Raw genomic sequence first — 22492 nt, forward strand, 5'->3', positions numbered from 1 at the left:
CACTCCTCACACTACGGATCCCCCTAAACTGGTGCGGTGACCGATTGCCAGGAAACCCGTGCCCGCAAGTACACCGTTCCTCGTGACACGCGACCCGTCGAGGCGATTCTCGAGATAAAGAAGAGCGAATTCATTGGGCATATTGCTCGAGTTGAGTCCGAGGATGAAGCGCGACGCTTTATCGAAACTCTCAGGAAGCGTTACCACGACGCCCGGCACGTTTGTTCCGCTTTTGTGATCGGTGCGGATCGTGAGATACAGCGGTCCTCCGACGACGGCGAACCTGCCGGAACCGCCGGCATTCCCATGTTGCAGGCGGTTCTTTCTCACCGCACGGACGGTGATGATGAGTCCGTCACGGATCTCTCCGATCTTTGCGCTGTTGTCGTGAGGTACTTTGGCGGGGTCAAACTGGGCGCCGGTGGACTAGTCCGCGCGTACACGGACGCGACCGTTAATGCCCTGGCTGAGGCCCACTTGATTCCTCGACGTCGGCTCCGGCATGGACTGATTCATGTACCTCACGCGCAAGCAGGCCGCTTGGAGAATGAGTTGCGGGCGGAACACTTCGTAGTTCTCGGTACCGACTATTCCTCGTCTCAGGCCACACTGACTATCGCCGTTCCCGACGACGCTGAATCTCTCAGCGGAGTCGAAGCTCGAATCGCGGCGCACTCCTCTGGCCGATGGGCTGTCACTTGGGCGGGAACTGATTGGGTGGACGGCTGATCCATCGGATACGCAGAAGGCCCCTTCACCGTGACGGTGAAGGGGCCTTTTCTCAGGCTAAACGCCTAAAGCTGCAAAGTGCTTCCCTGGCGGGAGCCGACCGGCTTAGTTGTTGCCGGTGAGCTTCTCGCGCAGTGCAGCCAGGGCCTCGTCGGAAGCGAGCGTGCCGGAATCGGCAGCTGCCTCGGAGGAGTAGCTGGCCGGAGCCGGAGCCGAAGAGGAAGCCGACGAGGTGGACGAGGAAGAACCAGCGGCCGCGGTGGCGGCAGCATCGGCATCCTCGGCCAGGGCCTTGCGGACCTGTTCCTTGTGAGCTTCCCAGCGGGCCTGGGCATCAGCGTACTGCTGCTCCCAGTTGGCGCGCTGTGCCTCGAAGCCCTCGAGCCATTCGTTGGTCTCGGGGTCGAAGCCCTCGGGGTACTTGTAGTTGCCCTGCTCGTCGTATTCGGCAGCCATGCCGTACATGGCCGGATCGAACTCGGTGCCCTCGGGGTCGACGCCTTCGTTGGCCTGCTTAAGGGACAGCGAGATGCGACGACGGTCCAAATCGATGTCGATGACCTTGACGAAGAGTTCTTCGCCCACGGAAACGACCTGCTCGGCGAGATCCACGTGGCGGACCGCGAGCTCGGAGATGTGGACGAGGCCCTCGATGCCGTCTTCGACGCGAACGAACGCACCGAAGGGAACCAGCTTGGTGACCTTACCGGGAACAACCTGGCCCAGCGCGTGAGTGCGGGCGAAGGTCTGCCAGGGATCTTCCTGAGTGGCCTTGAGCGAGAGCGAAACACGCTCGCGGTCCAGATCCACTTCGAGAACCTCGACGGTGACTTCCTGGCCAACCTCGACGACCTCGGAGGGGTGGTCGATGTGCTTCCAGGAAAGCTCGGAAACGTGGACGAGTCCGTCGACGCCGCCGAGATCCACGAACGCACCGAAGTTGACGATCGAGGAAACGACGCCGGTACGAACCTGGCCCTTTTCGAGCTTGTTGAGGAAGGAGGAACGGACCTCGGACTGGGTCTGCTCGAGCCATGCACGGCGGGACAGGACCACGTTGTTGCGGTTCTTGTCCAGCTCGATGATCTTGGCTTCGATCTCCTGGCCGATGTACGGCGCGAGGTCGCGCACGCGGCGCATCTCCACCAACGAAGCGGGGAGGAATCCGCGAAGGCCGATGTCGAGGATGAGGCCACCCTTGACGACCTCGATGACGGTACCGGTAACGACGCCGTCCTCTTCCTTGATCTTCTCGATATCGCCCCAAGCACGCTCGTACTGAGCGCGCTTCTTGGACAAGATCAGGCGGCCTTCCTTGTCCTCTTTGGTCAGGACGAGAGCCTCAACCTCATCACCAACGGCAACAACTTCACCGGGATCGACGTCGTGCTTGATGGAAAGTTCGCGGGACGGGATGACGCCTTCGGTCTTGTACCCGATATCCAGCAGAACTTCGTCGCGGTCAACCTTGACAACTTCGCCAGAAACAAGATCGCCGTCGTTGAAGTACTTGATGGTCTCGTCAACGGCCTTGAGGAACTCTTCTTCGGTTCCGATATCGTTGATCGCGACCTGCGGGGTGTTGGTGGTCATGTAGTAGGGGCTCCGATGTGGATAGATTTTGTACTCGGTCGACCCCGCCCTGTCCATTGGACGTGTTGGGACGAAGCCGAACATTTATTGGACTGCGCGAAGAAAAAACGCGCCCTATCAGTGTATGACGTGCGGCAAACACGGTCAACGCCGAATACGCGGAAAATCCCCGCGTGTCGGGCATTAATTCATCAATTCGGCGTGAGTTACGCCGCATGACCCGGAACCCGAGACCGTAAGCCGTATCAGCCATAACGCCTGCAGGTTCCGGGGGTATACCCGCCGGAAAGCCCCAACGTTTCCCGACGTGCGCGGCGCTAGAAGTCGAAATCGCAGAACGGCTCGTCGTCGACCGAGAAGAGATGCGTAGCCTGTACGACCCCTTCCCCGCGGATCACACCGAAACGTGCCTCCACCTTGCACCCACGGAACACCGCCGAGGCCAAGCGATCCACCGAGAAGCGCACCCGGGGAGCCTCCGGGACCAAATCGGCGTCGTCTTCGGAGGTGCTCCCCCGCTCACCGACCGGCGGCAACTCTTCGGAAGCCGTCACGGTCCCGACACCGTTTTTCACGCTGAGCGCGTACGCACCAGTCACGAGACCCATGGGATCATCCACCAGGATCACAAGGTCGCCGTCGATGGGATAACGGCGGGCTTCAAGAACCTTCTGAACATCGAGAATTCGCGTCCAGATGAGATCCTCATCTTCGGTCAGGACCACGTTCCGTGGATTGGCAATGAGCGCATCCAAGGGCTGCCCCGGCGATTCGTCGAGTATCAAGGAATCGACGAGGTCAAGCTGAAGGAGATGATCCCAGAGGGCAACCCACGCAGCGGTGGTCGCCGCTTGAACGTCCACGACTTTCGCCCGGGAGACATCATGCTCCCGGCCCTGATGCTCGATGACGGCAAATCCGTCCACGCCCTTCGCCCCGCGATACACGAAGGCTTCTCGTTTAAGACGAGGCTTCATGGACTCTTCGCCCAGAGACACGATGCCTAGGCGGTCATCGATGATCTTGTCCGACCGCGAGATTTGACCCGGGATGATTTGGAGGCGTCGCTCGTTAAGGTCACGCGCCAGCTCGACGAGGTCACGCGGCTCGGCTTCGACGATGGTGCCGCCTTCCGCACCCGTGGCCTCCATGACCTCGGTTAGGATCCTCGGCTTGGATCGAAGATTGATGTCGTAGGTGCACAGTCGAGTACTAATCCCGAAGCCAAATCGACCGTAAATGCCCCCTTCGGTCGCCGTGAGTGCGGCCAACGGGTAGCCGTTACGCTGCGCTTCCTCAAGCTCGGACTGCATCATTTGGCGTAGCAATCCTCGGCGTCGATGGGTCGACGAGACGCTCACACCGGTGATCCCCCAGAGACCCAGCACGGATGCTCCCACATTGATTCGCATGGGGAAGCCGAGGATCGTGGCCACGGGCTTCGGGCTACCTCCCGCCCAGTCCGGTAGGTCTGCCGTGTCCTCGAAACCCCGAACAACGACTCCGGACTTTTCATCGTGACGGGCCCTATAGTCCTGGATCTCCGCCTCACCGGGAGTCGCATGAAATCCGTGGGCGATGCGGGTGGAAATCCGCCGATACTCATCGGTGGCCCTTCCGTCTTTTCCCGTGAACTCGGTCAGATGGATCGGTTTCAGACTCATGTCAGTGCTCCCTCGTCGTGTCGAATCGGTTCCGTCGGTGCGTCGTGAGGTTAGTGGGCTGCGTCGTTCCAGGATCGACCGTGACCCATCTGAACCTCTAGAGGCACCGCGAGTTCCACGGCACCACCCATTTCATCGCGAAGAATTCCCTCGGCAGCCTCGAGTTCTCCCGGTGCGACCTCAAGAATGAGTTCGTCATGGATCTGCAGCAACATCCTGGTGCGCATATTGCCTTCGTTGAGACGGCGCTCCACCCCGAGCATTGCCTTCTTGATGATGTCGGCCGCCGAACCCTGAATCGGAGCGTTCAGAGCCGCCCGCTCAGCCATCTCCCGCAACTGCCGGTTATCCGATTGGAGATCCGGCAGGTACCGACGACGCCCCAGCATGGTTTCGGTGTATCCGTCCCGACGAGCCTGCTCCACAACCTCGCGGAGGTAGGTCCGCACGGCGCCAAACCGCTTGAAGTAGTTGCTCATGAGTCCACGCGCTTCATCGACGCCAATGCGGAGCTGCTTTGACAGGCCGTACGACGAGAGGCCGTACGCGAGACCGTAGCTCATCGCCTTGACCTTGGAACGCATTTCCGGAGTGACCTCAGACGGCTCAACTCCGAAAACCTGAGAGCCCACGAAACGGTGCAGGTCCTCCCCGGATCGATAGGCCTCGATGAGCCCCTCATCTCCTGAGAGATGGGCCATGATGCGCATTTCGATCTGGGAGTAGTCGGCGGTCAGCAAGGTTTCGTAGCGTGTGCCGTTGACCTCGTCTGGGGCGACCACGAATACGCCACGAATCTGCCGACCTTCGTCCGTGCGGATCGGAATATTTTGTAGGTTCGGTTCCGTGGAGGAAAGTCGCCCAGTGGAGGCGATGGCCTGTTGGAACGTCGTGTGGATGCGTCCATCCGAGGCGATCGCCTTCTTGAGGCCCTCGACAGTCTGCTTGAGCTTCGTTTGGTCCCGGTACCTCATGAGACCCGTCAAAAATCGCTCCCCCGGTGAATCCGGAGCGGCGTTTTCCAAAAGGTTTTGTAAGGATTCCACGTCGGTCGAATACCCGGACTTGATCTTGCGTGTCTTGGGCATGTCCAGCTCATCGAACAGCACGGTTTGAAGCTGCTTGGGCGAGCCCAAATTGACCTCGTGGCCCGCGGCATCCCAGGCGCTGTCTTGGGCCTGCTTGGCCTGCCCAGCAAAGTTATTGATGAACCCATCCAAGGCTTCCGCATCGACGCTCACGCCTCGGCGCTCCATGGATCCCAAGACCTGCGTGAGGGGAAGCTCCAATTCTCGGGAGAGAGCCGTCATGTTCTTTTCGGCGAGCTCCTGGTCCAGCCGCACGCTCAACGCCTCCGTCAGCGAAGCCAACTGTGCCTCGTAGTCTGAATCCACGGCGGTGTCGAACAGCGCGCCTTGCGCATCATCCTCGGCAGGTTCCGGCAAGGAAGAGTGCAGGTACTGACCCACGAGGTCCTCAAAAACGTGCTCGCGGCGTCGCTGCAGAGGAATGAATCCACACAGGTAGGCCGAGAGGGCCGGATCATCCACCACACCGCGCAGTTCCACGCCGATCTCGGCGAAGGACTTATAAGCGTCTTTGGCGTTGAACACGATTTTGGGCTTTTCCTCGTCTTCGAGCCACGAGGTGAGGGCGGAATGGGCATCTTCAGCGAGTTCCGCCCACGGGAACCACGCTGCATGTGGTCCCGAAACTAACGTCACGCCAACGATGTCCTTCTCGTGGGCCCTGCCGGTCTCTCCGTTGCCATAGTGTGGCCGAAGGGTAATCGCGGTTGCCGCTCGCGCCGATTCAGAATCCCCAGCAGCGCTGGCGTCGCCGGCGGCTCGGTCCAACCACGCCGTCACCTCTTTGCTGGTTGCCGGCTCTTGGACCTCTTCAATGGTGCTTTCGACAACCGTCTGCTCCGCCGCGTCTTCGCCGTAGAGAGCGAAGAGACGGTCTCGGAGCGAATTGAATTCCAGCTTGTCGAAGAGTTCATTGATCCTCTCCCGATCTGGCCGCGGCTCTTCGGTTTGCTCCACAGTGATCGGAAGCGCGACATCCGTGACCAATCGGTTAAGACGACGATTGCGGCGGACATCGTCGATGTGGGCCCGGAGAGCCTCTCCCTTCTTGCCGGGGATTTCGTCCGCGTGGCTCAGGATTTCTTCGAGGTCCCCATATTTAGCGATCCATTTGGCGGCAAACCCGGGGCCGACGCCGGGTACGCCCGGAAGGTTATCCGCCTTCTCGCCAGTAAGCGCCGCGAGGTCGGGATACTTTTCCGGTGGAACCGCGTATTTTTCTTCGATCGCGGCCGCATCCATCCTCGGAAGATCTTTCGTGACGCCTTGCCGCGGATACAGGACGGTCACGTGATCGTTGACCAGCTGGAAGGCGTCGCGGTCGCCAGAGACCACCAGGACCTCCATCCCGGCTTCCGCGCCGAGAACGGACATCGTGGCAATGACGTCGTCGGCTTCGAACCCTTCTACGGTCACACTGTGGATGTTCATCGCATCCATGACCTGCTGAATTAACTCGACCTGACCGATGAATTCCTGCGGGGTTTCATCGCGACCGGCCTTGTACTCCGAGTATTCCTCCGAGCGGACGGTGGGTCCGGAGAGATCGAAAGCTACCGCTACGTGCGTCGGTTGTTGACCTTTGATGAGGTTGATCAACATGGCGACGAACCCGTATACGGCATTCGTGCATTGGCCTGTCGATGTCGAGAAGTTCTCGGCAGGCAAAGCGAAGAAGGCCCTGAAAGCCATCGAATGTCCGTCGATGAGCAACAGGCGCTGCTTGCCGTTCTGGCTACTGGGTGTGGAGGATGAAGCGGAAGTCACCCTTCAATCCTAGTCATGGCCGGAAGCGAGATGTGAGTCTGGGACCACGAAACTGTGGATGGACCGCCTGGATGAGGCCGTCATGCACAGTACACAGGGTTCCCTCCCGGCCCCTGTCTGGGTTAGGAAACCTGAGAGACGACCGTTTCGGCGACCTCGCGCATCGACAGGCGACGGTCCATCGACGTCTTCTGAATCCACCGGAAAGCTTCCGGTTCGCTCAAACCCATCTTGGTGATCAGCAGGGACTTTGCGCGATCCACGAGCTTTCGTGTTTCAAACTGGTCCTTGAGGCCCGTAACCTCTTTCGCTAAGGCCTTGATCTGTTCGTAGCGGCTCATGGCCACCTCGATCGAGGGAATGAGGTCGTGCTCGGTAAACGGCTTGACCACGTAGGCCATAGCACCGGCTTCCGTGGCGCGGTCCACGAGTTCTTTCTGGCTGAACGCGGTGAGGAGGACGACGGGAGCAATCTGTTCCTTCGCGATGACCTCAGCGGCACTGATTCCGTCCATTTTGGGCATCTTGACGTCCATGAGCACAACGTCCGGCTGATGCTGACGAGTCAGCTCCACGGCTTCTTCGCCGTCACCAGCCTCGGCCACAACGTCAAAGCCCTGGTCTTTGAGAATTTCGACGATGTCGAGGCGAATCAGCGCTTCATCTTCGGCCACCACGACCGTACGGCGTTCCGTCTCAGATTCGTTCATCTGAGTCTTCTCTTCCAGGTTCGTGGTGTCCTGTTCTGGCGTCGGGTCTGTCACCGTGCACTCCTCTGGTAAGCGGTCATCATCAAGACCGTGGCCGCCGTGTATGGATGGGCTTCTCCCCTATTTTACGTGCACAGGCGCCGTTCCTGCGCGGTCTTCACCGCCTGTTGATGATTATTCCGACACATCCATCGGCTCGAGGCAACAGAAAAGCCCGGCGCTTCTCTGGGAAGCGTCGGGCTCTTCATGGTGTCAGTTCCTCAGAAGTCAGGCTCCCGAGACGGCGTTGGCCAGCAATTCGAGGGATTCCTCGAGTTGATCCTGCTTGACCAAGGGCATTCCGAGTTCCTGCGCGAACTTCGGGTCCATAGCCGACCAGTCGTAAGTCAGCGTGACGTCGGTCGAGTCGGAGCCGGTGGACTCGAGGCTCCAGGTCCACTCCCAACCCGGGGGTTCCTCACCCGCAGGTGCGGTCTTCCAGGCGATCAACTTGTTCTCGTCGTAACCGGTCACGAAGTTGTCGGTCTTGTAGTCGCCGCCCATGTGCTCACCATTCATGTTCATGGTGAACTTCACGCCGGATTTTTCGATGCGATCGGTCCGATCATCGGAGACCACGAATCCCGATCCGTCGAATTCGTGGTGACGCTCAGGGTTGCTCAAGAGATCAAAGATTGCCTTGGCCGGAGCGTCGATAGAGCGGCTGACCGTAATGGACGTGGTGTCAGACATGCGTTCTCCTACTGTTGGACTTCGGTGGTTCATCCCCGGGAGTCCCGAGGAAACCCTGTCCTCACCACCCTAGTGGCACCGACCACACGGCACCCAACGGTCTGAGGGCTATCAGCCACGAGCTGATTCGTTCAATTCTGCCTTCCCGTGAGCGGGTTTTCTGGTGACCTCGACCGCGCCGTCACCCTTCAAGGCCTTCCGTTCCCGCTAGCATGAAGGCATTCGGATGTGGCCATTTTCGGCCGTCGAAGACGGAACCCAATCCAAGGACACAGACATGACGCGACTCGTAACCGCTAACCTCTTTTCGACCCTTGACGGGGCCGTTGAAAATCCCGCCGCTTGGCAAGGCGACGCCTTCGACGACATCTTGGCACAGGTGATGACGTCGACACTTTCCTCGGTCGACGACGTCCTCCTCGGGCGTTCGACCTATGACATGTGGGCCTCGCATTGGACCCGCGACGACGTCGAAGACCCTTTCAAGGACTTCATCAACTCCGTACCCAAACACGTAGCATCGCGAACGCTCGCCCGTGAATCGGTGACCTGGGACAACTGTTCCGTCATCGACGTCGAGCTCTTAGAATTCGTCCGCTCCCTCAAAGAAACCGAAGGGCGCGACATCTCGATCCAGGGAAGCCTCAGTGTGATTGCCCAGCTTCTGGAGGCCGGGCTGCTGGACCGCCTCACGCTCATCGTTCACCCAGTGATGGCCGGATCCGAACGACGTCTCAGCGATTCGATGGATTTGTCCTCCGGACCGCTTTCGTTGACGCTCCTGGACCACCAAGTCAACACCAAGGGAACCGTCGTTCTGACGTACGGTCCCGCCTCCTAAGCTCGTCCTGGCACTAAAAAAGCGGCCTTCCCAGCTATTTTTCATAGCTGGGAAGGCCGCTTTGTAGCAATGGTGCCCAAGGTGGGACTCGAACCCACACTCCGTGAAGAACCGCATTTTGAGTGCGGCGCGTCTGCCAATTCCGCCACTTGGGCCAGTCTCGTCAACGGCTTGCGTCGACTCGAACCATGAATACTTTACACAATCCTTGGTCCGTGCGGAAATCCATAGCCCAGCTGTGGCCAGCGCCACCCGGCGAACGGGGCAAGGGAGGCTTCCCCTGCCCCGTCGACGCGCGCCGGGCGTCGATGACCGAGGCCCTCGACCACAGCTAAATGCACCAAGTTAGTGCTTGTACGGCCCGAGTTTTTCGCGGCTCTCGGGAGCACGAGCCCCCGAATCGTCAAGGTCACCGACGCGGTGGACCTTGACCATGTTGGTCGAACCTGCGACACCCAAAGGTGTACCCGCCGTCATCACGAGCAGCTCATCGGGCTTGACCAGGTCATATTTGAGAAGATAGCGGTCGACCGCTTCCGTCATGCTGTCGGTGTCATAACACTCGGACTGCTGCACCGCGTCGACGCCCCAGAACAAGGCCATGAAGGCACGCACCTTGTCGTCCGGGGTAAAGGCCAGCACCGGCTTGGACGGGCGCAAACGGCACAAACGACGTGCCGAGTCTCCGGACTGCGTGAACGTGCAGATGTAGTTGACGTTGAGCTGGTCAGCAATGTTCACGGCCGCAAGCGTCACGGCACCGCCACGGGTTCGAGGCGAAGAGCCCAAGGCCGGAACACGATCCAAACCGTGCTTCTCCGTGGACTCGACGATGCGCGCCATCGTCTGAATGGTGATGATCGGGTACTTACCCACGGAGGTTTCGCCGGACAGCATCACAGCATCCGCCCCGTCAAGAATCGCATTGGCGCAGTCGGAAGCCTCGGCGCGGGTCGGCATGGGGTTGGTGATCATGGACTCGAGAACCTGGGTCGCCACGATCACGGGCTTGGCCCAACGGCGGGCCAGCGTAATGGCCTTCTTCTGGACGAGGGGCACCTCTTCCAGCGGGTACTCCACACCGAGGTCACCACGGGCCACCATGATGCCGTCGAATTTATCGACGATGTCTTGGAGGTTATCCACGGCCTGCGGCTTCTCGATCTTGGCAATCACCGGAAGACGAAGACCCTCTTCCTCCATGATCTCGTGAACGCGGGTGATGTCGTCGCCCGAACGAACGAAGGACAGGGCGATGATGTCCACACCCGTCTGCAAGGCCCAGCGAAGGTCCTTTTCGTCCTTCTCCGTCAGTGCAGGAACCGAGACTGCGACACCGGGGAGATTGATCCCCTTGTGGTCGGAGACCTTGCCGCCGACGACGACCCGGGTGGTGACCGTCGTGGCATCCACCTGGGTGGCCTCGAGGCGGACCTTTCCGTCGTCGATCAGGAGCGCATCTCCGGGACGCACGTCGCCGGGAAGTCCCTTATAGGTGGTGCCACAGATGTCCTGATTACCCGGAACATCGTCAATGGTGATCTTGAAAACGTCACCTGGCTCCAGGTTGACGGGACCATCAGCGAAAGTTTCCAAGCGGATCTTCGGTCCCTGAATGTCGGCCAAGATCGCGACGTTCTTGCCGAGATGAGCCGCGGCACGCCGGACATTGTCGTAATTGTTGATGTGGACTTCGTGGTCACCGTGGCTCATGTTCAGCCGGGCAACATTCAGTCCAGCGGAGATGGCCTCCGAGACTTTGTCGTAGGTGGAAAGGGCAGGTCCAAGGGTACATACGATTTTTGCGCGTCTCATAGCGTCAACTCTAGTTCCCTCAATGCCACATGAACAGTAAGGCGAGGCAACATCCCCGGGTTAAGAATGGTGTCGTCATGGTCATCGTCACGAACTGTAGCCGGCCGATTCCATCTGCGTTTCCCCTAGAAACCGGGGATTTTCCGGGATTACCGGGGTAAAGCACCGAGGGTAGATATACCTCACATACGGTTACCCCACATCCCAAATTTCCCACATCTACCCACACTCGCCAGGTCACGGTCCTAGCCGTAGGGTCGTCACGACTACAGTGGAGGTGGTGCTCATCATGCACCGCTCAGATCACCCATTGCGTCTGTGCGTACAACGGACAAGAGGAGAAACCTTTGGCCACGACCCTCGTGCTCTACGGATCAAATTACGGATACACCCGTTCGTACGCCGAATGGATCGCCGAGGATTTGGATGGTCGCGCACTCGCAGTGAGCGACGCCACCGGAGACGACGTCGCCCAGGCTGATCTCGTGGTGTTGGGAGCCAGCGATTACGCGGGAAAGCTGACGAATGCCGACCAGTTTAAGGCTTTGGACGCCGCCCTTTCGCCCAAGAAGAAGGGCTTCTTCACCGTCTCCTTTTCCGGAGATGTGTCCCAGCCGACGGAGAAACTCGATGCACTCATCGCGAAGAACCTCGGCGAGGTCTATCAGGAAGGCGCACCCACGGCTCACTTTCGCGGCGGAATCGACTACTCGGTTCTCTCCCGAGCACACAAAACCGCAATGGTCGGCGTCAAAACCTTTTTGAAATCTAAGCCGCACAAATCAGAGACCGACCGTCAGATGATCGACTGTTACGGCGGTTCGGCCGACTATCGCGACCGGTCATCCATCACGCCGTTCATCGAGGCGCTGAAGGCCCTCTGACGACGGCATCCACTCGACATGCCATGAGCCCCCGGATTCTGGAGAAGAATCCGGGGGCTCACTCGTCCGCGACCGGCGATGCGCCGTCGTGGTCGGTTACAACAGATTGATCGGTCGGTCCGAAGGCGAAACCGGTTCCGGAAGAACCGTGGTTCCCACCAAATGCCGCTCTACCGCCGCAGCGCAGGCTCGACCCTCGGCGATGGCCCACACCACGAGCGACTGACCCCGGCCAGCGTCGCCGCAGGAAAAGACGCCGGGCACGTTGGTCATGTACTGGTCGTCGCGGGCCACGTTGGTCCGAGAGTCGAATTCCGCTCCGGCCTGATCCACGATGTCTTCCGAATCCTGACCGGTGAAGCCGAGGGCCAGGAACACGAGATCCGCAGGAATGACCCGCTCACTTCCCGCTTTGGGCCCTCGAGTGCCGTCGTCACGGTATTCCGTGTCGGCGATCTTGAGACCGGTGAGGACGCCGTCCTCCCCCACGAATTCGATGGTCGACGCGAGGTAGTTTCGGTCGCCGCCTTCCTCGTGGGCGCTGGCGACCTCGAAGAGATTCGGGAACATCGGCCACGGTTCGTGGTCGGCACGTTCCTCTGGAGGGCGCTTACCAATGGCCAGCGTCGTCACGGAAGCCGCCTTCTGCCGGTTCGCGGTACCGATGCAATCCGCGCCGGTATCGCCACCGCCCAAAATCACCACGTGTTTGCCTTCGGCCGAAATCTGATCCGGAACGTCGTCGCCAGCGATCACGCGATTCGACTGCACGAGGTAATCCATGGCGAAGTGAACACCGTCGAGTTCACGTCCGGGAATCGGTAGGTCTCGAGGCTTGGTTGCCCCGGTGGCCACGATCACGGCGTCATAACGACGTCGGAGCTGGTCCCAGGAAATATCCCGACCGATCTCTACTCCCGCGCGGAATCGGGTACCTTCCTCGCGCATCACGTCCAAACGGCGATCCAGCACCGATTTTTCCATCTTGAAGTCGGGAATTCCGTAGCGGAGAAGCCCGCCGATACGGTCGTCTCGTTCGTAGACGGCCACCGTGTATCCGGCCTGTGTGAGTTGCTGCGCAGCGGCCAGTCCGGCCGGACCGGAACCCACCACGGCCACCGTCTTGTCGACCAAGCGCTCTGGCAGGTGAGGCTCAATCAGCCCCTCGTCGAAGGCCTTCTCACCGATCGTGTATTCGACCTGTTTGATGGTCACGGCCGGCTGGTTGATCCCCAGAACGCACGACGACTCGCACGGTGCGGGGCACACGCGACCGGTGAATTCCGGAAAATTATTGGTCGCGTGCATGCGCTGCACTGCCTCGGCGGTCTTGTCGCGCCACATGAGGTCGTTCCACTCCGGGATCAAATTGCCCAGCGGGCACCCCTGATGGCAGAAGGCCACGCCACAGTCCATGCACCGGGACGCTTGTTCCTTGAGGACCGCCGAGTCTTGCTCGACCTGGACCTCTTTCCAGTCTCGAATTCGCACCGGTACGGGGCGTTTGGGCCGGTCAACTCGATGATTGTGCTTCAAAAAGCCTCTCGGATCAGCCACGTGCGGTCTCCTCCAAAATTTCTTGCCAGACCTGATCCCCATCGGGATCCGTTCCTTCAGCTTCGGCGCGCGCCCTAATGTCTCGAACCGCTGCGAAGTCCCGCGGTAGGACGCGTGTGAACCGTGCGAGAGACCCCTCGGGATCGGCCAACATGGTCCGAGCGATCTCCGAGTCGGTCTCCGCCACATGCTGACGGAGCAGGTCCAGGACAATTTCTTCTTCATGCGGGTCGAGCCCGGCGAAGGTCAATTCCCCCGACTCGCGCGCGGCTTTGTTGACATCCATGACGTCGAGGTCCAGGACATACGCCACGCCTCCCGACATACCGGCTCCGAAATTTCGGCCCGTGTCGCCCAAGATCAGAGCAACACCACCGGTCATGTACTCGCAGCCGTGGTCGCCAATTCCTTCGACGACGGCGGTGGCGCCCGAGTTTCGAACCAGGAATCGTTCACCGACCTGGCCTCGAAGGAACATCTCGCCGCTGGTCGCTCCATATCCGATGACGTTGCCCGCGATCACGTTGTCCTGAGCGATGAACAACGCGTCCGACTCCGGCCGGACGATGATGCGGCCACCCGAAAGCCCCTTGCCCGTGTAGTCGTTGGCGTCGCCCGTCAACCGGATAGTGATGCCCTGGGGCAAAAACGCACCGAGAGACTGGCCCGCCTGACCGTGAAGGTTCAAGGTAATGGTGTCGTCCTCCAGGAAGTCGGCACCGAAGGTCTGCGTCACGCGGTGCCCCAACATCGTGCCGATCGCCCGATCGGTGTTGATGATCGTGTGATCGATGGAGACGGGGCGACGATCGCGCAATGCTGGTTCCGCGAGCCGGATAAGCTCGTTATCCATGTGCAATTCCAGCTCGTGGTCTTGCGGACGAGTATTTCGGATGCCTTCGTTTCCGAACTCGTCGGCAGAGGAACGCAGGATATCGCGCAGGTCCAGCCCATCGGCCTTCCAATGGGCCACAGCCTTGCGGGTGTCGAGCACTTCCGCGTGACCTATCGCCTCGGCGAGGCTCCGGAATCCCAGTTCGGCCAAATACTCGCGAATCTCCTGCGCGATGAATTCGAAGAAGTTCACCACGTGATCGGCTTGACCACGGAAGCGTTCGCGCAACTGCGGATTTTGGGTCGCGATGCCCACCGGGCACGTGTCCAGGTGGCACTTGCGCATCATGATGCAGCCTTCGACCACCAAAGGTGCGGTCGCGAAACCGTATTCTTCCGCCCCCAGCAGTGCCGCCACGACGACGTCGCGGCCTGTCTTCATTTGGCCGTCGGCTTGGACCACCACACGATCGCGCAGCCCGTTGAGCAGCAGGGTCTGTTGCGTTTCGGCGAGACCGAGTTCCCACGGGGCTCCGGCGTGTTTGAGGGAGTTCATGGGTGCCGCACCGGTGCCGCCGTCGTGACCCGAAACGAGGACGACGTCGGCCTTCGCCTTAGTGACGCCGCTTGCTACGGTGCCGATCCCCATTTCCGAGACCAGTTTGACGTGGACCCGAGCTTCCGGGTTCGCCCGCTTGAGGTCGTAGATGAGCTGGGCCAGGTCTTCAATCGAATAGATATCGTGATGCGGTGGCGGTGAAATCAGCGAGACACCCGGCGTCGCGTGACGGGTGCGGGCAACCCACGGATAAACCTTGGCCGACATCAATTGGCCGCCCTCACCCGGCTTAGCGCCCTGTGCCATCTTGATTTGGAGGTCGGTCGCGTTGGTTAGGTACAAGCTCGTGACGCCAAAACGTCCTGAGGCTATCTGCTTGATGGCCGAACGACGTTCAGGATCCAGCAAACGGTCGAGGTCCTCGCCGCCTTCTCCCGTATTCGATTTGGCCCCCAGACGGTTCATCGCAATGGCGAGGGTCTCGTGGGCCTCCTTCGAAATGGATCCGTAGGACATTGCGCCCGTGGAGAATCGACGAACGATCTCGCTGACGGGCTCGACCTCCTCGAGAGGCACCGAGGGACGCGTCGACCTGAAATCCAAGAGTCCACGAAGGGTCATGAGATCCTTCGACTGGTCGTCCACCAGCTTGGTGTAGGACTTGAAAATGTCGTAGCTCCGAGTCTTCGTGGCGTGCTGGAGCCGGAAGATCGTGTGCGGATTGAACAAGTGCGGCGGCCCGTCACGACGCCAGTCGTACTCGCCGCCGGTCTCCAGGCTTCGATACGGAATCTTCACGCCGTCCTGAGGGTAGGCACGATCGTGACGAGACTTGACCTCGGCGGCAATGACGTCGAGCCCCACACCGCCCATTTGGGAGTGCGTTCCGGTGAAATATTCGTCCACGAGCGACTGCGCAAGTCCCAATGCCTCAAAGGTTTGAGCGCCGCAATATGAGCTGACCGTCGAAATGCCCATCTTGGACATGATCTTCTGCAGGCCTTTACCCAAGGCCTTGATGAGGTTCGTGGTCGCCTGTTGAGCCGTGACACCGGTCAGGTCACCGGTGGCGACCAGCTGTTCCACGGATTCCATGGCCAGGTACGGGTTGACCGCAGAAGCACCAAAGCCCACCAGGGCAGCAATGTGATGCACTTCCCGGACGTCACCGGCCTCGACGACGAGCGCCACCTTGGTGCGGGTCGCGGAGCGCAACAGGTGGTGGTGCACCGCCGCCGTGAGAAGGAGCGAAGGAATAGGTGCCCAGTTGGCGTTCGAATTACGGTCTGACAGCACGACGTATTCGATGCCGCGGTTCACGGCCGCAGAGACTTTCTCGCAAATTTCGGAGATCCGAGACCGTAATGCCGCTTCTCCCCCGGCGGGTTCGTACAGACCCCTCACTTTGAGCGCGGCCGGCATGCCGTCGTCGTCCTCGATGTACATGATCTTGTCGAGCTGGTCGTTGTCGATCACGGGGAAATCGAGCTCGAGCTGACGTGTGGGCACGTACCCGTTGCGCAAAAGGTTTCCGTTGGGCCCCAGCGATGATCGCAGGGAGGTGACGAGCTCTTCGCGGATCGAGTCCAACGGCGGGTTCGTCACCTGGGCGAAGGACTGGATGAAGTAGTCGAACAGCAATCGAGGCCGGCCGGAGAGGACCGCGATGGGCGTATCCGTGCCCATCGCGTAGATCGGCTCGGCACCCTTCGCCGCCATCGGCCCGAGCAGTGACTTCAGTTCCTCGTGTGTGTATCCAAAAGTTTGCTGACGCACGAGAATCGACTGAGCCGACGGATTGCGGTGCTCACGCTCGGGAAGATCGGCGAGCCGCATGATGTTGCGATCCGCCCACTCTTTCCAGGGGTTGCGGGCCGCGACGTCGTCCTTGACCTCCTGATCAGGAACGATCCGGCCCTCGCGGGTGTCGACCAAGAAGATCTTGCCCGGAGCGACGCGTCCCTTGGAGACAATCTTCGTGTCACCCAGATCGACGACGCCGACTTCGGATGCAAAGATCACCAGTCCATCTTCGGTTTCCCAGTAGCGGCCCGGACGTAGCCCGTTACGGTCCAGCACGGAACCCACCAGTTCACCGTCGGTAAAGGTCACGGCGGCCGGGCCATCCCACGGTTCCATGAGGGTCGAGTGATACCGATAAAACGCGCGGCGCGCCTCATCCATGCTCTCGTGGTTCTCCCAGGCCTCAGGAATCATCATCATGATGGCCTCGGTTACGGAACGCCCAGAAAGCATGAGCAGCTCCAAGACCTCGTCGAAAGACTGTGAGTCGGAGGCGCCGACGGAACAGATCGGAAAGAGTTCTTCCGGACGGCGTCCGAGCACCGGGGATTTGAGCTGCGACTGACGCGCACGCATCCAGTTGCGGTTGCCCTTGACGGTATTGATCTCACCGTTGTGAGCGATGGTGCGGAACGGCTGGGCCAGAGGCCATGAGGGGAAGGTGTTGGTGGAAAACCGCGAATGCACGATCGCCAGGCGGGTCACGAAGGCCGGATCAGAAAGGTCGGGGTAGAACGGCTCCAACTGGGCCGTCGTCAGCATGCCCTTGTACGTGATGGTGCGCGTCGAGAAGGACGGGAAGTAGATCCCCAACTTATGCTGCGCCCGCTTACGCAGACGGAAGGCCTTTTGGTCGAGCTGCCGTCGCTGCTGGTCGGCGTCCAACTCGATCACCGGGATGTGTCCCGTGACGGCTTGATCTGCCTCGTCGGTGATGGCTTCCGCGATAAACATCTGCACGAAATACGGCATGACGGCGCGGGCGGATCCCCCCACGATGCTGGAGTCCACCGGTACCTCGCGCCAACCGACCACCCGGGTTCCTTCACCCTCGGCCATTTCGGTCAAGGACTGCAGAAGCTCCTCGGAGTTGACTCCATCGGTCGGAAGATAGGCCGTGCCGACGGCGTATTTCCCCAGCGGAGGAAGCTCGAAGTCGACGACGGACCGGAAAAAGTCGTCCGGGATCTGCGTCATCACGCCAGCGCCGTCGCCCGTGCCTTTGTCGGCTCCGACGGCACCGCGATGTTCCAGTGAACGGAGAGCGGTCAGGGCTTTGTCGACGACGTCGTGCGTGGCCTCTCCCGTCAAGCTGGCGATCATCGCCAACCCACAGGCGTCCTTTTCGAACTCCGGGTCATACAGTCCGTGTTTCTCCGGAATGTCCGCGAACGTCTTGAACGGTGAAGGTGCGTGGCCGCGTCCCTCGGCGGAATCGGTCATATCGAAACCATTCAAAGTGGAGCCTCTCCTCCTCGTGTCAGTCCGTGAACTCATGCCAGGTCAGTGCCCTGCGAGTTCGTCGGTGCCACGTACTCCTGACGAGCCGGCACCGCGGTTCGGCGAACCGGTGGATCCAACATCCCTGTCGATCGGGTTTCACGTGCGGGTCTTGAGGTTCCGACGTCGAACGGGAGAGGAAGGGTCACGGCTGCTGGCGCAACGAGCGCGACCGGTCGGAGCTCTAGGCCCCGACGATCCAACGGTCACCGCGTCTTTGCAGCTACTACGAGATATTCCGGCGCTGTGTGGTGCACGCACCGAGTCGATCATGTTGCCTCGCCTGTGATGTGATGCGGCGGCAAGGCACGACTTTCCCATGTGTTGTTCCGCCAAAGTACCACGACGTGACCCACGTCCCTGAATGACGTCTCAACTTCTCCACGTATTACGGCTGAGATACAGAATCATTACGAGCACGAAAAGAGGGCCGGTTCCATTTCTGGAACCGGCCCTCTTCAACTCCCATGTGGTTAGGCTTCGACGGCCGTGGCGTCGCGATCCTTGGAAATATCCTCAGGATCTTTGGTCTTGCGGCGGCTCATAGCGAACAGCATGACCGCGCCGAGAACCACCAGGAATCCCGACGTCCACACGTGAATCCGGAGACCCAGAAATTCATCCGAGTGGTCGATCCGGAGGAACAGCTCAATGAGGAATCGGCCGAATCCGTAGTACATGACGTAGGTCCAGAAGACCTGCCCCATTTTCGTCAGAACCCTCCGGGAAAGCCACAGGATGACGAGCCCGCCGAGGATGTCCCACAGGGATTCGTAGAGGAACGTCGGGTGAAACAACGTTCCGGGCGGGTACTGTTGCGGAAAGTTGCTGGACAGCGGGTCGATTTCGAGTCCCCATGGCAAGGTGGTCGGTTTCCCGAAGAGCTCCTGGTTGAACCAGTTCCCCCACCGGCCGATGCCCTGAGCGATTAGAATTCCAGGGGCCGCGGCGTCGGCAAATGCCGCCAAGGAGACGTTCTTCCGGCGGCAGGCGATCCAGGCTCCCAAGGCTCCCAGGGTCACGGCACCCATGATGCCGATTCCGCCCTCCCAAATTTTGAGGGCATCCCAGGGGTTTTTGCCGGGACCGAAGTAGTCACCGGGGGCCGTGATCAAGACGTGATACATCCGGGCTCCGACGAGCCCAAAGGGGATGGCCCAGAGGGCGATGTCCCAAATATCGTCGGGGTTACGGCCTGTCGCTGCCCACCGTCGAGTGGTGAGCCATAGGCACACGAGAATCCCCAGCAGGATGCACAACGCGTACGCGTGGATGGTCAGGGGGCCCAGGTGAAAACCGGACCAGCTGGGAGACGGAATAGCTCCGAGGATGGGTACCACCAGGCTCATGCGGAGGCTCCGGACCGACCCGCCAACTGTCTCGTCAGTTCACCGACGGCTTCCGGGCCGCCCTCTCCGAGCGCCCGAACGAGGGCGGTCCCCACGATCACGCCGTCGGCGTAGCTGCCGATTTCTTCCACGTGTTCCCGACGGGAGACGCCGAGTCCAACGCAGACCTTCGGAGCGCCCGCGGTTCGGAGGTCGGACACGAGCCGTTCGGCCACGTCCGAAACGGAGGACCGTGCCCCGGTCACTCCCATCACGGAAACGGCGTAGACGAAACCACTTGAAGCTCGGGAGATCATTTCGAGGCGTTCGACCGTAGACGACGGTGCCGCGAGGAAAATTCGGTCGAGGCCGTGACGGTCACTCGCCTCGAGCCATTCTGCGGCTTCGTCCGGGACCAGGTCGGGCGTGATGATTCCGGCGCCACCGGCAGCAGCGAGCTGCGACGCGAAGTGGTCAACGCCCTTTCGAAGCACCGGGTTCCAGTAGGTCATCACGACGACGACCGCTGAGGTTTGGGCCGTAATCTCGCGGACGGCACGAAAAACGTCGTCCACCCGGAAACCTCGGGACAGTGCCACGGCGGTCGCTTCCTGGATGACGGGGCCGTCCATGACCGGGTCGGAATAGGGAATGCCGAGTTCAATGATGTCGGCCCCGTTCTGTCCCAGCTCAATGCCGGCCCGAATGGATTCGTCGACCGTGGGATAGCCCACCGGCAGGTAACCAATCAGTGCAGGGCGTCCCTCCGCTTGACATTCCTCAAGCTTGGCCGCGAGTGGCGACTCCGGGTTGGGCTGAGGGAAGCTTCGGGTCGAGGCGCTGAAATGTTCCGATTCGGGCGTGGTCATCGAGTTTCCTCCGCGGCGTCGTGGGCGTCAGATTCCTGGCTCTTCAGTGTTGAGGCGTTGACCTCGGAACTGGGGATGGCCTTCCCCAGGCCAAACCACGACACCGCAGTGTCCATGTCTTTGTCCCCACGCCCGGACAAGCAGACGGCGATGATCTTCTCACGGGCTCCCTCGGGATCCTGTTCTTTCCACGACGCGGCGAGATCAAGCGCTCCGGCCAAGGCGTGCGCCGACTCGATGGCCGGGATGATGCCCTCGGTTTCGCACAGAATTCGCAGGGCATTCATCGCCGCGCTGTCCGTGATCGGAAGGTAAGTAGCTCGACCGATGTCAGACAGGTAAGCGTGCTCGGGCCCGACTCCGGGATAGTCCAAGCCCGCCGAGATGGAGTGGGATTCGATCGTCTGACCATCGTCGTCTTGCATGAGATACGTGCGAGCACCATGCAAGACCCCCGGACGGCCCAAATTAATGGTGGCCGCGTGGCGACCGGTCTCTACGCCGTCGCCGCCCGGCTCCAAACCAATGAGTTGCACCGAGGTGTCATCCAGGAAGGCGTGGAACATGCCGATGGCGTTCGAGCCGCCGCCAACGCAGGCCGTGACCGCATCGGGGAGACGACCAGTTTGTTCCAGGATCTGGCTCCTGGCCTCGGTGCCGATGGCGTCATGGAAATACCGCACCATCGCGGGAAACGGATGCGCTCCGGCCGCGGTTCCCAGCAAATAGTGGGTATCTTCGACGTTCGCGACCCAGTCCCGGAGGGCCTCGTTGATGGCGTCTTTCAACGTTCGTGAACCGTTTTGAACCGCGATGACTTTGGCTCCGAGCAATTGCATCCGCGCTACGTTCAGGGCCTGCCGGTCGGTGTCGACCTCGCCCATGTAGATCACGCATTCCATGCCGAAATATGCGGCGGCCGTGGCCGTGGCGACGCCGTGCTGTCCCGCACCAGTCTCGGCGATGAGACGGGTTTTGCCCATCTTTTTCGCCAAGAGGGCCTGCCCCAGGACGTTATTGATCTTGTGGGATCCCGTGTGGTTGAGGTCTTCCCGCTTCAAGAAGATGCGCACGCCAGCCCGTTCACTGAGGCGCTGGGCTTCGGTCATCAGCGACGGGCGATTGGCATAGTCCCGCGAAAGTCTCTGGAACTCGTCCAGGAACGCCGGATCGGCTTTGGCCTTATCAAAGGTGTCTTCGAGCTCGTCCATCGCCCGAATCAGGGATTCCGGCATCCATTGCCCGCCGTATTCGCCAAAGTACGGACCGCTAGCGTTCTTGAGGGTACCGCCGGATCCTTCCAAGAAGGCATCCGCAAGCTTGTGGTGCTCCTGAGGAGACGGGGAATTAGCCATTTTGTGCTTCCTTCTCTTCTAAATAGGCAGCCCGTGCTTTGCGCCCTTGCTTTTTGAAGAGGCTGACGGCGTCCCGAGGATCATCGTGTTTGACGAGCGCCTCGCCCACCAAGACCGCCTCGGCACCTTGACGTCCGTATTCGGCCACGTCTTCGGCCTCAACGACCCCGGACTCTGCCAAAATCACGGGCCCGGAAGGCAGCTTCGACGCGAGTTTGCCGAAATGTGCTTTGTCCGTCCCCAGCGTCTTGAGGTTCCGAACGTTCACGCCCACAATGCGCGCATCCAGCTGAGCCGCACGCTTGATCTCCTCGACCGTGTGCGTCTCGATGACCGCGTTCATTCCCAGGCGATGGGTCAGTTCTAGATATTCCCGCAGCTCTTCGTCGCTCAAGGCCGCCACGATCAGCAGGATCATATCGGCACCGTGAGCACGTGCCTCCCAGATCATGTAGGGATCGATCGTAAAATCCTTGCGCAGGATCGGGATCGAGACCTCGGCACGGACGGCGTCTAGGTCCTCCAAAGATCCCTTGAAACGCCGGGATTCCGTCAGCACCGAGATCGCCGCGGCTCCTCCGGCCTCGTAGTCATGGGCCAATTCGGCCGGCGACTCGATGTGCGAGAGATCGCCCGCGGAGGGGCTGGCGCGCTTGACCTCGGCAAGGATTTCGAGGGTCGAGGCATCGGGTCCACGCAATGCCGAGACGGCGTCCCGGGCAGGCGATACCGACGAGACCCTTTCCTTGAGCTCGTCGAGGCTCACCTTCCGGCGCCGCTCTTCGAGATCTTCTCGGACTCCGGCGATAATTTCTTCCAAAACGGTCATGAAGCTGTGGTCTCCGGTCTGCTGCGATGCGTGAC

General features: G+C 60.6%; 16 protein-coding genes and 1 tRNA gene. 4 read left to right on the top strand and 13 right to left on the bottom strand.

What is annotated here, in order from left to right; translation table 11 throughout:
- The first annotated feature begins 36 nt into the window (after positions 1 to 36).
- Positions 37 to 729 carry an IMPACT family protein gene (locus D8M21_RS04565; protein WP_048678460.1) on the top strand — a complete coding sequence of 231 codons (693 nt, stop codon included), beginning with the start codon at positions 37 to 39 and terminating at the stop codon, positions 727 to 729.
- 105 nt (positions 730 to 834) lie between these two features.
- On the opposite strand, the gene rpsA is transcribed toward D8M21_RS04565, so the two are convergent.
- The 5 genes from rpsA to D8M21_RS04590 form a co-directional block, all read right to left on the bottom strand.
- Entirely contained in the window at positions 835 to 2322 is a 1488-nt protein-coding gene (rpsA, locus tag D8M21_RS04570) for a 30S ribosomal protein S1 (RefSeq protein ID WP_048678461.1), read from the bottom strand.
- 317 nt (positions 2323 to 2639) lie between these two features.
- The gene (locus D8M21_RS04575; protein WP_048678464.1) at positions 2640 to 3986 is read right to left on the bottom strand and encodes a GNAT family N-acetyltransferase; all 1347 of its coding nucleotides are present in this window, start codon (positions 3984 to 3986) and stop codon (positions 2640 to 2642) included.
- A 50-nt stretch (positions 3987 to 4036) separates the two neighbouring features.
- Positions 4037 to 6841 carry a DNA polymerase I gene (polA, locus tag D8M21_RS04580; RefSeq protein WP_126855673.1) on the bottom strand — a complete coding sequence of 935 codons (2805 nt, stop codon included), beginning with the start codon at positions 6839 to 6841 and terminating at the stop codon, positions 4037 to 4039.
- A 122-nt stretch (positions 6842 to 6963) separates the two neighbouring features.
- Positions 6964 to 7551, bottom strand: coding sequence for an ANTAR domain-containing response regulator (locus tag D8M21_RS04585; protein ID WP_126855694.1), 588 nt, complete (start codon positions 7549 to 7551; stop codon positions 6964 to 6966).
- A gap of 267 nt (positions 7552 to 7818) precedes the next feature.
- Positions 7819 to 8283, bottom strand: a complete 465-nt coding sequence (locus D8M21_RS04590) for an SRPBCC family protein (RefSeq protein WP_048678466.1) — start codon at positions 8281 to 8283, stop codon at positions 7819 to 7821.
- A gap of 277 nt (positions 8284 to 8560) precedes the next feature.
- Here D8M21_RS04590 and D8M21_RS04595 point away from each other — a divergent pair, with 277 nt between their 5' ends.
- A complete protein-coding gene (locus D8M21_RS04595) occupies positions 8561 to 9124 on the top strand; it encodes a dihydrofolate reductase family protein (protein WP_048678698.1) in 564 nt (187 codons plus the stop codon).
- 70 nt (positions 9125 to 9194) lie between these two features.
- On the opposite strand, the gene D8M21_RS04600 is transcribed toward D8M21_RS04595, so the two are convergent.
- Positions 9195 to 9279 (bottom strand) — tRNA-Leu (locus tag D8M21_RS04600).
- 33 nt (positions 9280 to 9312) lie between these two features.
- Here D8M21_RS04600 and D8M21_RS11255 point away from each other — a divergent pair.
- Positions 9313 to 9459 (top strand): hypothetical protein, encoded by a 147-nt coding sequence (locus D8M21_RS11255; protein WP_153245883.1) that lies wholly within the window; start codon positions 9313 to 9315, stop codon positions 9457 to 9459.
- A 10-nt stretch (positions 9460 to 9469) separates the two neighbouring features.
- Here the strand turns inward: D8M21_RS11255 and pyk are convergent, their stop codons facing one another.
- The gene (gene pyk / locus D8M21_RS04605; protein WP_048678467.1) at positions 9470 to 10939 is read right to left on the bottom strand and encodes a pyruvate kinase; all 1470 of its coding nucleotides are present in this window, start codon (positions 10937 to 10939) and stop codon (positions 9470 to 9472) included.
- Between the two features lie 347 nt (positions 10940 to 11286).
- Here pyk and D8M21_RS04610 point away from each other — a divergent pair, with 347 nt between their 5' ends.
- Positions 11287 to 11823, top strand: a complete 537-nt coding sequence (locus D8M21_RS04610; RefSeq protein WP_048678469.1) for a flavodoxin domain-containing protein — start codon at positions 11287 to 11289, stop codon at positions 11821 to 11823.
- A gap of 96 nt (positions 11824 to 11919) precedes the next feature.
- Here the strand turns inward: D8M21_RS04610 and D8M21_RS04615 are convergent, their stop codons facing one another.
- From D8M21_RS04615 to trpC, 6 genes are all read right to left on the bottom strand, one after another.
- Entirely contained in the window at positions 11920 to 13380 is a 1461-nt protein-coding gene (locus D8M21_RS04615) for a glutamate synthase subunit beta (RefSeq protein ID WP_048678471.1), read from the bottom strand.
- On the bottom strand, positions 13373 to 18019 hold the full coding sequence (gene gltB / locus D8M21_RS04620; RefSeq protein ID WP_048678699.1) for a glutamate synthase large subunit: 4647 nt from the start codon (positions 18017 to 18019) through the stop codon (positions 13373 to 13375). Before gltB ends, D8M21_RS04615 begins: the two co-directional genes overlap by 8 nt.
- A 530-nt stretch (positions 18020 to 18549) precedes the next feature.
- Positions 18550 to 19425 (bottom strand): prolipoprotein diacylglyceryl transferase, encoded by an 876-nt coding sequence (gene lgt, locus D8M21_RS04625; RefSeq protein WP_048678473.1) that lies wholly within the window; start codon positions 19423 to 19425, stop codon positions 18550 to 18552.
- Positions 19422 to 20273: a tryptophan synthase subunit alpha gene (trpA, locus tag D8M21_RS04630; RefSeq protein WP_048678475.1), complete on the bottom strand. Its 852-nt coding sequence runs from the start codon at positions 20271 to 20273 to the stop codon at positions 19422 to 19424. The genes lgt and trpA overlap by 4 nt, the downstream gene beginning before the upstream one ends.
- Positions 20270 to 21628 (bottom strand): tryptophan synthase subunit beta, encoded by a 1359-nt coding sequence (gene trpB / locus D8M21_RS04635; RefSeq protein WP_048678476.1) that lies wholly within the window; start codon positions 21626 to 21628, stop codon positions 20270 to 20272. Before trpB ends, trpA begins: the two co-directional genes overlap by 4 nt.
- On the bottom strand, positions 21621 to 22457 hold the full coding sequence (gene trpC, locus D8M21_RS04640; RefSeq protein ID WP_048678478.1) for an indole-3-glycerol phosphate synthase TrpC: 837 nt from the start codon (positions 22455 to 22457) through the stop codon (positions 21621 to 21623). Before trpC ends, trpB begins: the two co-directional genes overlap by 8 nt.
- Positions 22458 to 22492: the final 35 nt, after the last annotated feature.

Source organism: Kocuria sp. HSID16901, from assembly GCF_003989425.1.
GTDB classification, from domain to species: domain Bacteria; phylum Actinomycetota; class Actinomycetes; order Actinomycetales; family Micrococcaceae; genus Rothia; species Rothia massiliensis.

Excerpts from the sequence above, each read along its gene's own strand:
- rpsA (WP_048678461.1), bottom strand. The coding sequence starts at position 2,322 with ATGACCACCAACACCCCGCAGGTCGCGATCAACGATATCGGAACCGAA.
- D8M21_RS04575 (WP_048678464.1), bottom strand. The coding sequence starts at position 3,986 with ATGAGTCTGAAACCGATCCATCTGACCGAGTTCACGGGAAAAGACGGA.
- D8M21_RS04585 (WP_126855694.1), bottom strand. The coding sequence starts at position 7,551 with ATGAACGAATCTGAGACGGAACGCCGTACGGTCGTGGTGGCCGAAGAT.
- D8M21_RS04590 (WP_048678466.1), bottom strand. The coding sequence starts at position 8,283 with ATGTCTGACACCACGTCCATTACGGTCAGCCGCTCTATCGACGCTCCG.
- D8M21_RS04595 (WP_048678698.1), top strand. The coding sequence starts at position 8,561 with ATGACGCGACTCGTAACCGCTAACCTCTTTTCGACCCTTGACGGGGCC.
- D8M21_RS11255 (WP_153245883.1), top strand. The coding sequence starts at position 9,313 with ATGAATACTTTACACAATCCTTGGTCCGTGCGGAAATCCATAGCCCAG.
- pyk (WP_048678467.1), bottom strand. The coding sequence starts at position 10,939 with ATGAGACGCGCAAAAATCGTATGTACCCTTGGACCTGCCCTTTCCACC.
- gltB (WP_048678699.1), bottom strand. The coding sequence starts at position 18,019 with ATGACCGATTCCGCCGAGGGACGCGGCCACGCACCTTCACCGTTCAAG.
- lgt (WP_048678473.1), bottom strand. The coding sequence starts at position 19,425 with ATGAGCCTGGTGGTACCCATCCTCGGAGCTATTCCGTCTCCCAGCTGG.
- trpA (WP_048678475.1), bottom strand. The coding sequence starts at position 20,273 with ATGACCACGCCCGAATCGGAACATTTCAGCGCCTCGACCCGAAGCTTC.
- trpB (WP_048678476.1), bottom strand. The coding sequence starts at position 21,628 with ATGGCTAATTCCCCGTCTCCTCAGGAGCACCACAAGCTTGCGGATGCC.
- trpC (WP_048678478.1), bottom strand. The coding sequence starts at position 22,457 with ATGACCGTTTTGGAAGAAATTATCGCCGGAGTCCGAGAAGATCTCGAA.